The following is a 7,885-nucleotide window of genomic DNA, read 5'->3' as shown; positions in this document are numbered from 1 at the left end:
GCGCCCGTGAGGTTCAGCGTCGCCGTGCAGGTGGCGTTGCATGCCTGGCAGGTGGCCGTGCCGTCCGGGCAACTGGTCTCCGTCACGTTGTTGCCGTCGTCGCAGACCTCGGCGCCGTTGCGAGCGCCATCGCCACAAAACTGGCCGGTCAGGCTCAGCGTTGCCGTGCAGGTGGCGTTGCAGGTGGTGCAGGACACGGTGCCATAGGGACAGCTGGTCTCGGTGACGGCATTGCCGTCATCGCAGACCTCGGCGCCGGTGCGCACCCCGTCGCCGCAGACGTTGGCAGCCGCCACCTCGACCGTCGCCACGCCCCACCCTCCGGGGGTCAGCCGGTTGTGCGCGCGGTACTCGAAGCGGTAGGTGCCGGGGAGCGTGGGCGGCCCCACGGTGAAGCCACCATCCGGCGCCACCGTCAGCGAGTTGCCCGCGAACGCGACCACCCCGCCCGCCGGCGTGTTGGAGACCGCGCCTTGCACGCGGAACTCGCGGACCTGCAACGGCGGGGAACCAGGCGCATCGTTGGACAGCAGGCCCGGTGCGGGCACGGACAGCGGGGCACCCACGGTGGCGGCGAACGGCCCATCGTCCAGCGGCGCGCCGTCCCGCACGCCGAGGTCCAGGTCATAGCGCAGCTGCAGGGTGCTGCCTTCCAGCCGCGCGTAGACGGCCGCGATCTGGTGCGGGCCGGTGGTGGAAGCCGTCGCCACGGGCGGCGTACCGCCCCAGTCCGACGGCGACCCGTCGCGCACGATCGCGGCCCAGGCCAGGCTCACCACGAGCAACAGGCACAAGGTGGCGCCGGTGGCCGCATAGCGGCGAACGCGGGCAAAGCGGTAGGTGGCAAAGACCAGCGCACAGGCCACCAGCAGCAGGCCGGCCCCGCCCAGTGCGGGCACGGCCACGGCAGCTGCCGCCGCCGCGGCCAGATGGATCGGCGAACCGCCGCTGCCATCAGCCGACAACAGGGCGCTGGGCGGCGCGCTGCCGTCGGTGGTGCTGGCGACGAATCCGAGCCTCACGCCGGACGCCGCCGCACTCACCAGCTGTGCATAACTTTCGACAACGTCCGTGTGCATGCCGGCGGCAGCGACACCCAGAGGCCAGTGCAAGGGCGCGCTGGGCACGAAGCTGGGGTCGGCCACCAGCACTCCGCTCTGGCAGACCTCTCGGGCGACATCCCCCACCGGCTCGGCCGCCAGCAGGTCGATGCGGGTGATGGCAACCTGATCCACGCCCCCGAAGGCCCCGCCCGGAGTGGCGACGGTACAGCCGGTCGCGGGGTTGTTGTCGCTGTCGATCAGCGTGCGGATCTCCGTGGCGGCATGGGCGGGCACTGCATGCGCCAGGGAGGCAACGGCCAGCACAGCAACCACGGCATGGAGAAGGCCCCGGCCGCCGCGCAACCACGGCGACCGCCAGAGCACGGTCAATTGTTGAAAAACAATGCGGCGCGCAGAGCGCAGGCGCGTCGCAAGCATGAGAGCGAGCATGGATTCAGAAAAGAAAGGGGTGGACGAGGCCGGTTTCCCCAAAGGGACGCGGTAGCGATCCGGCTCTGCAACATCTGGTAATAAGACATCATACGAACCACTTGCCAACCCACCAAGCGCAATTTGGCAAGCGCGGAGCCCGCAGCCACCGACGCCTGGTGCGCACCGCCGGGGCGACCGCGGGTGCCGCCCACGGGTCGCTGCGGGGCCGAGGCCCCGGCAGCCGGCGTCGGGGGTGTTCCATGGCGCCAAGCCAGGTACTCCCGGCAAGGCGCACACCAGCCAGTTTGACAACCAGATAGGCCCTCAGCGCTTTCCCATCAAGCGCAAGCAGCTATAGATTCAGGAGCAATCTCTCAGATCCGTCCCTCTTCCACCGCATGGCAGGCGATCCGGATGCCGCCAATGCTGAGCAGCTGGGGCCGTTCGGCGCGGCAGCGGTCGTTCACGTGCGGGCAGCGCGGATTGAAGGCGCAGCCGGGGGGCGGGTTCAGCGGGTTGGGCACCTCGCCCTGCACCGGCGTGCGCGCCTTGCCGGTGTCGTGCATCTTGGGGATGGCATCGAGCAGCATGCGCGTGTAGGGGTGGCGTGGCGTATCGAACAGCGTGTGCTTGTCGGCCAGTTCCACCAGGCGGCCCAGGTACATCACGCCGACCTGGTCGCTCACGTGGCGCACCACGGCCAGGTTGTGGCTGATGAACAGGTACGTGAGCTGCCGCTCGCGCTGCAGGTCCTTCATGATGTTGAGCACCTGCGCCTGCACCGACACGTCGAGCGCCGAGGTGGGCTCGTCGCACACCAGGAACTCGGGCTCGGTGGCCAGGGCGCGCGCGATGGAGATGCGCTGGCGCTGGCCGCCGGAGAACTGGTGCGGGTACTTGACCATGTCCAGCGGGGACAGGCCCACGGACTTGAGCAGCTCGCCCACGCGGGCCTTGAGCTCGACCTTGTCGGTGATGAGGCCGTGCTCGCGCAGCGGCTCGCCGATGATGTCCTCGACCAGCCAGCGCGGGTTCAGGCTGGCATAGGGGTCCTGGAAGATCATCTGGATGCGCCGGCGCATGGCCTGGGCATCGTTGCCCTTGAAGGCGGCGTGCGCGTCCTGGCCGTCGAAGGTGAGGCCGCCGCGTGTCGGCTCGTACAGGCCCACCAGCAAACGGGCCACCGTGCTCTTGCCGCAGCCCGATTCGCCCACCAGGGCGAGTGTCTTGCCCCGTTCGATCTCGAAGCTCACGCCGTCGACCGCATGCAGCAGCGTGCGGGGCTTGCGCTCGATGACGCGGTTGAGCCAGGGGGCGGAGACATCGAAAGTCTTGGCCAGATCGTGCGCCTGCACGAGGGGCCGGCCTTGGGCGGCGACGGGGGCCTTGCCTGCGGCGGCGGTGGTGGCGGTGGTCGTAGTGCTCATGCGGCCACCTCGGCGTTTTTCGTCGTGGCGCCGGCGTGCAGCCAGCAGGCGGCGCGGGTGGAGCCCGCATCCATCAGGTCGGGACGTTCGGTCATGCAGCGGTCAAAGGTCTTGGGGCAGCGCGGGTTGTAGGCACAGCCCTTGGGGATGGCATTCAGGCGGGGCATGGCCCCGTCGATCTGGTTCAGGCGCTCGCGGTCCACCGCCATGTCGGGGATGGAGGCCATCAGGCCGCTGGTGTAGGGGTGCGATGGCTTGTTGATGACGTCGTGCACGGGGCCGATCTCGGCCACGCGGCCGGCATACAGCACGGCCACGCGGTCGCAGGTCTCGGCGATCACGCCCATGTCATGGGTGATCAGCATCACGGCGGCGCCGCGCGATTTGCAGATGTTTTTCAGCAGCGTGATGATCTGCGCCTGGATGGACACGTCGAGCGCCGTGGTGGGCTCGTCGGCCACGATGAGCTTGGGCTCGGCCGCCAGGGCCAGGGCGATCACCACGCGCTGGCGCATGCCGCCGGAGAACTGGTGCGGGTAGTGGTCGATGCGCTCCGCCGCCGCCGGAATGCCGGTGTCCTGCAGCAGCGCGATGGCGCGCTGGCGGGCCTCGGCGGGCGTGACCGGCAGGTGGGCCAGGATGGTCTCGGTGAGCTGGCGGCCCACGGTGTACAGCGGGTTCAGCGAGGTCAGCGGGTCCTGGAAGATGGCGCCGATGCGGCGGCCGCGGATGTGGCGCATTTCCTCGTTGCTGAGGTTGTCGATGCGCTGGCCCTCGAGCAGGATCTGGCCGGATGCCACGCGGCCCGGTGGCTCCAGCAGGCCGATGATGGCGGCGCCGGTGAGCGACTTGCCCGCGCCAGATTCACCCACCACACCCAGGATCTCGCCGGGTGCAATGGAGAAGGAAATGTCGTCCAGGGCGCGCAGGGTACCGCGGCGGCCCGGAAATTCAACAACGAGGTTTTTGACTTCTAGAAGGCTCATGGGGATATCGCTTTTCTTGTTCTTGTTCAGCGCAGGCGCGGATTGAGGGCATCACGCAACCAGTCGCCCAATAGATTCACGGAAAGAGCAATCAGCACCAGCATGGCACCGGGGAACACGGTGATCCACCATTCGCCCGAGAACAGGTAGTCGTTGCCGATGCGGATCAGCGTGCCCAGCGACGGCGATGTGGGCGGCGCGCCCACGCCCAGGAAGGACAGCGTGGCCTCGGTGATGATGGCGGTGGCGACCTGGATGGTGGCCAGCACGAGCACCGGGCCCATCACATTGGGCAGCACGTGCTTGCGCATGATGCGCAGCGACGAGACGCCCGTCACGCGCGCAGCCTGCACGTACTCCTTGTTGCGCTCCACCAGCGTGGAGCCGCGCACGGTGCGTGCGTACTGCACCCAGCCCGTCAGCGAGATCGAGATGATGAGCACGCCAAAGGCCAGCGACTCGTGCGCGTTGGGAAACAGCGCGCGGCCCACACCGGCAATCAGCAGGGCGACCAGGATGGCCGGAAACGACAGCATCACGTCGCACAGGCGCATGAGCACCGCGTCAATCCAGCCGCCGCGAAATCCCGCCAGCAGGCCAAACGCCACGCCCACCACCACCGAGAGCAGCACCGACGCGATGCCCACGACGAGGGAGATGCGCGCGCCGTAGATCAGCGCGGAAAGGATGTCGCGGCCCTGGTCATCGGTGCCCAGCGGGTATTTCATGGAGCCTTCGGCGCTCCAGGCCGGGGGCAGCCGCGCATCGCTGAGTTCGAGCGTGGCCAGGTCAAACGGGTTGTGGGGCGCGACCCATCCGGCGAACACCGAACAGAACACGCAGACCAGCGCGATCGCTGCGGCCAGCATGGCCACCGGCGATGTGCGGAAGCTGTAGCCAACATCGCTGTCGAGCCAGCGGGCAAGGGTAGTTTTCATTGTGGGAACCAGTAAACAGGCACCACCGCCAGGCCCGGGTAGCGGCCTCGCGGTGGTGTGGACTTTCAAAAGAACCGGTTGTCGTTTCTCTTGATTCTTTTGCGACGATCTAGGTACGAAATCTTCTGACCGCTTACTTGCCGATGGTCATCCACTTGAAGTACATGAAGTTGTCGGCCATCTGCACGAGCTTCACGTTCTTGTTCACGCCCCAGGCCAGCGCCTGCTGGTGCAGCGGCAGGTGGCCGATGTCGGCGCTGTGCAGGTCGAAGGCTTCCTTGATCATCGCGTCGCGCTTGGCCTTGTCGGTCTCGACCAGCACCTTCTTCGTCAGTTCATCGAGCTTGGGGTTGCAATAGGCGCCCAGGTTGAACTGGCCGGCACCGCCCTTGTCGTCCGGGCAGATCATGAGCGCGTTGAGCGCGTTGTGCGCGTCGTAGGTCGTGGGCGTCCAGCCCAGCATGTAGAAGCTGGTGTCGCGGCGCAGCACCTTGGGGAAGTAGGTACCCTTGGTCTCGGCCTGCAGGTTGATCTTGACGTTGATGCGCGAGAGGTTGGCGGCCACGGTCTGGCAGATGCGGCCGTCGTTCACGTAGCGGTCGTTCGGGCAGTTCATGGACACTTCGAAGCCATTGGGGTAGCCGGCTTCCACCATCAGCTTCTTGGCGGCTTCGACGTCGTACGGCAGGCGCTTGGTCTCGGGCTGGAAGCCGTTGATGCCAGGGCCCACCATCAGCGCGGAAGGGTTGGAGGCGCCGCGCATCACGGTCTTCTTGATGCCGTCGATGTCGATGGCCTGGTAGAAGGCCTGGCGGACGCGCTTGTCCTTGAAGGGGTTCTTGCCCTTCACGTTGGAGTACAGCAGCTCGTCGCGCTTCTGGTCCATGCCCAGGAAGATGGTGCGCAGCTCGGGGCCGGTCACCGCACGCGTGTTGGGGCTGTTGTTGACACGGTCGATGTCCTGCACCGGCACGGGCTCCATCACATCCACTTCGCCCGACAGCAGCGCCGCCACGCGCGTGGCATCGTTGGCGATGGGCGTGAACACCACTTCGGTCACGTTGCCCTCGATCTTGCCCCAGTAGGAGCCGTTGCGCACGAACACCGAGCGCACGTTGGGCTGGCGCTCGCGCAGGCGGAAGGGGCCTGTGCCGTTGGCGCGGAACGAGGCAGCGTTCTCGATGCCCTTGCGGCGGTCGACGGGCATCACGGCCTGGTTGGTCTCGCACCACTTCTTGCTCATGATGTAGGAGGTCGTGATCACGTCGGGCAGGATGGGCTGCGGCGCCATGGTTTCGATCTCGACGGTGTGATCGTCGATCTTGCGCACCTGCTTGATGTCGCTGTTGGTGGCCTTCATGTCCGAGCCCTCGCCCTTCATGCGGCCAAAGCTGAACACCACGTCGTCTGCCGTGAAGGGGGTGCCGTCATGGAATTGCACGCCCTTGCGCAGCTCGAACCGCCACACGGTGGGTGCGGTTTGCTTCCAGGCCGTGGCCAGCGCCGGCGCCAGGCTCAGGTCCTTGTTGCGGCCGACCAGCGGCTCGTACACGTTGCTGGTCACGCTCAGCTGGAGCGATTCGTTGAGCGAGTGCGGATCCATGGAGAGCGCATCGCCCTGGTTGGCAATTCGGATGGTCTGCGCATTGGCGACCATGCTGGTTGCGGCCATCGCGGCAAACAGTGCGGCAAGGGCGGCTTTTTTCTGGAATTTCATGGAAATCTCCTCGTAGTGAAAAGGGGTGCGAAAGGTGGTGGATCCAGGGATTGGATGCTGGCGTTGCGCGAAGGGGACGCAGCCCTCAGGGCACCGCCAGGGGCATGGACTGCTCGATCAGGCTCGCATGCAATGCAGAGCCCAGCGGCAGGATGTCGTCGTTGAAGTCGTAGCGGCTGTTGTGCAGCGCACTGCCGCTGGCGCCGGTACCCTGGCCGATGCGCAGGTAGGCGCCCGGGCGGGTCTGGAGCATGAAGGCAAAGTCCTCCGCGCCCATGCTGGGCTCCAGGTCGCGCACCACGTGGTCCGCGCCCAGCAGGGATTCGGCCACGTCGCCCGCGAAGACGGCCTCGCTCTCGCTGTTGATCGTGGCCGGGTAGATGCGCTCGTAGTGCACCGTGGCATTGGCCCCAAAGCCCAGAGCAATCGCGTTGCACAGTTCCTTGAGGCGCTTTTCCACCATCTCCTGCACCACCGGGTCGAACGTGCGCACGGTGCCCACCAGGGTGGCGGAGCCGGGCAGCACGCTGAAGGCGCCCAGATCGCCTGCCTGCGCGGCGCAGATGCTGACCACGGCACTTTCGATGGGGCGCACGTTGCGCGACACGATGCTCTGCGCCGCCGTGATGATGTGCGCGGCCACCACCAGCACGTCCACCGTCTGGTAGGCATGCGCGCCGTGGCCGCCGCGCCCCGTGATTTCGATGGTGAATCGGTCGGCCGCCGCCATCATGGGGCCCGGGTTGATGCCCACGGTGCCGGGCTTCATGGCCGGCCAGTTGTGCATGGCATAGATGGACTGCACCGGGAACCGGTCGAACAGGCCGTCTTCCATCATCACGCGGGCGCCCGCCAAGCCCTCCTCGCCTGGCTGGAACACGAGCACGGCCGTGCCGTCGAAATTGCGGGTCTCGGCCAGGTAGCGCGCCGCGCCCACCAGCATGGCGGTGTGGCCGTCGTGGCCACAGCCGTGCATGAGGCCGGGCTTGCACGACTTCCAGGAGAAGTCGTTGTGCTCTGCCAAAGGCAGTGCATCCATGTCGGCACGCAGGCCCACCATGGAGCCGCTGGAGGTGCTGCGGCCGCGGATCACCGCAACGATGCCCGTGCGGCCGATGCCGTCGTGGATCTCGTCCACGCCGCACACCTTGAGCGCCTCTTTCACGCGGTTGCCTGTATAGATTTCTTCAAAGCCCAGCTCGGGATGGGCGTGCAGATCGCGGCGCAGGGCGGTCAGCTCCGGATGGAACTGCGCGATGTGCGCAAACGCCCGGCCACCCGCTTTGTATCGGAGCGACTGCATGTCAGACGCCCGGAAAGCTCGTGCAGCGCCAGCAGCCGG

At 67.1% G+C, this 7,885-nt stretch carries 6 protein-coding genes; all 6 read right to left on the bottom strand.

What is annotated here, in order from left to right:
• Positions 1-1,493, bottom strand: a 1,493-nt coding sequence (locus AC1RCS_RS04100) for a hypothetical protein (protein ID WP_492244368.1), incomplete at its 3' end; no start/stop codon positions are given.
• Positions 1,494-1,849: 356 nt separating this feature from the next.
• Positions 1,850-2,902 (bottom strand): ABC transporter ATP-binding protein, encoded by a 1,053-nt coding sequence (locus AC1RCS_RS04095; protein ID WP_218293326.1) that lies wholly within the window; start codon positions 2,900-2,902, stop codon positions 1,850-1,852.
• A complete protein-coding gene (locus tag AC1RCS_RS04090; protein WP_218340424.1) occupies positions 2,899-3,888 on the bottom strand; it encodes an ABC transporter ATP-binding protein in 990 nt (329 codons plus the stop codon). The genes AC1RCS_RS04095 and AC1RCS_RS04090 overlap by 4 nt, the downstream gene beginning before the upstream one ends.
• Before the next feature lie 26 nt (positions 3,889-3,914).
• A complete protein-coding gene (locus AC1RCS_RS04085) occupies positions 3,915-4,826 on the bottom strand; it encodes an ABC transporter permease (RefSeq protein ID WP_218293324.1) in 912 nt (303 codons plus the stop codon).
• 133 nt (positions 4,827-4,959) lie between these two features.
• Positions 4,960-6,543: an ABC transporter substrate-binding protein gene (locus tag AC1RCS_RS04080; RefSeq protein ID WP_218293323.1), complete on the bottom strand. Its 1,584-nt coding sequence runs from the start codon at positions 6,541-6,543 to the stop codon at positions 4,960-4,962.
• 85 nt (positions 6,544-6,628) lie between these two features.
• Complete coding sequence (locus AC1RCS_RS04075) at positions 6,629-7,846, bottom strand: M20 aminoacylase family protein (protein WP_218293322.1); 1,218 nt, start codon at positions 7,844-7,846, stop codon at positions 6,629-6,631.
• Positions 7,847-7,885 lie beyond the last annotated feature (39 nt).

The organism is Acidovorax sp. GW823-FHT01C06, assembly GCF_058798375.1.
The sequence above is the reverse complement of the archived record's forward strand: the minus strand, read 5'-3'. Positions and strand labels throughout refer to the sequence as shown.

Excerpts from the sequence above, each read along its gene's own strand:
- AC1RCS_RS04095 (WP_218293326.1), bottom strand. The coding sequence starts at position 2,902 with ATGAGCACTACGACCACCGCCACCACCGCCGCCGCAGGCAAGGCCCCC.
- AC1RCS_RS04085 (WP_218293324.1), bottom strand. The coding sequence starts at position 4,826 with ATGAAAACTACCCTTGCCCGCTGGCTCGACAGCGATGTTGGCTACAGC.
- AC1RCS_RS04080 (WP_218293323.1), bottom strand. The coding sequence starts at position 6,543 with ATGAAATTCCAGAAAAAAGCCGCCCTTGCCGCACTGTTTGCCGCGATG.
- AC1RCS_RS04075 (WP_218293322.1), bottom strand. The coding sequence starts at position 7,846 with ATGCAGTCGCTCCGATACAAAGCGGGTGGCCGGGCGTTTGCGCACATC.
- AC1RCS_RS04090 (WP_218340424.1), bottom strand. The coding sequence starts at position 3,888 with ATGAGCCTTCTAGAAGTCAAAAACCTCGTTGTTGAATTTCCGGGCCGC.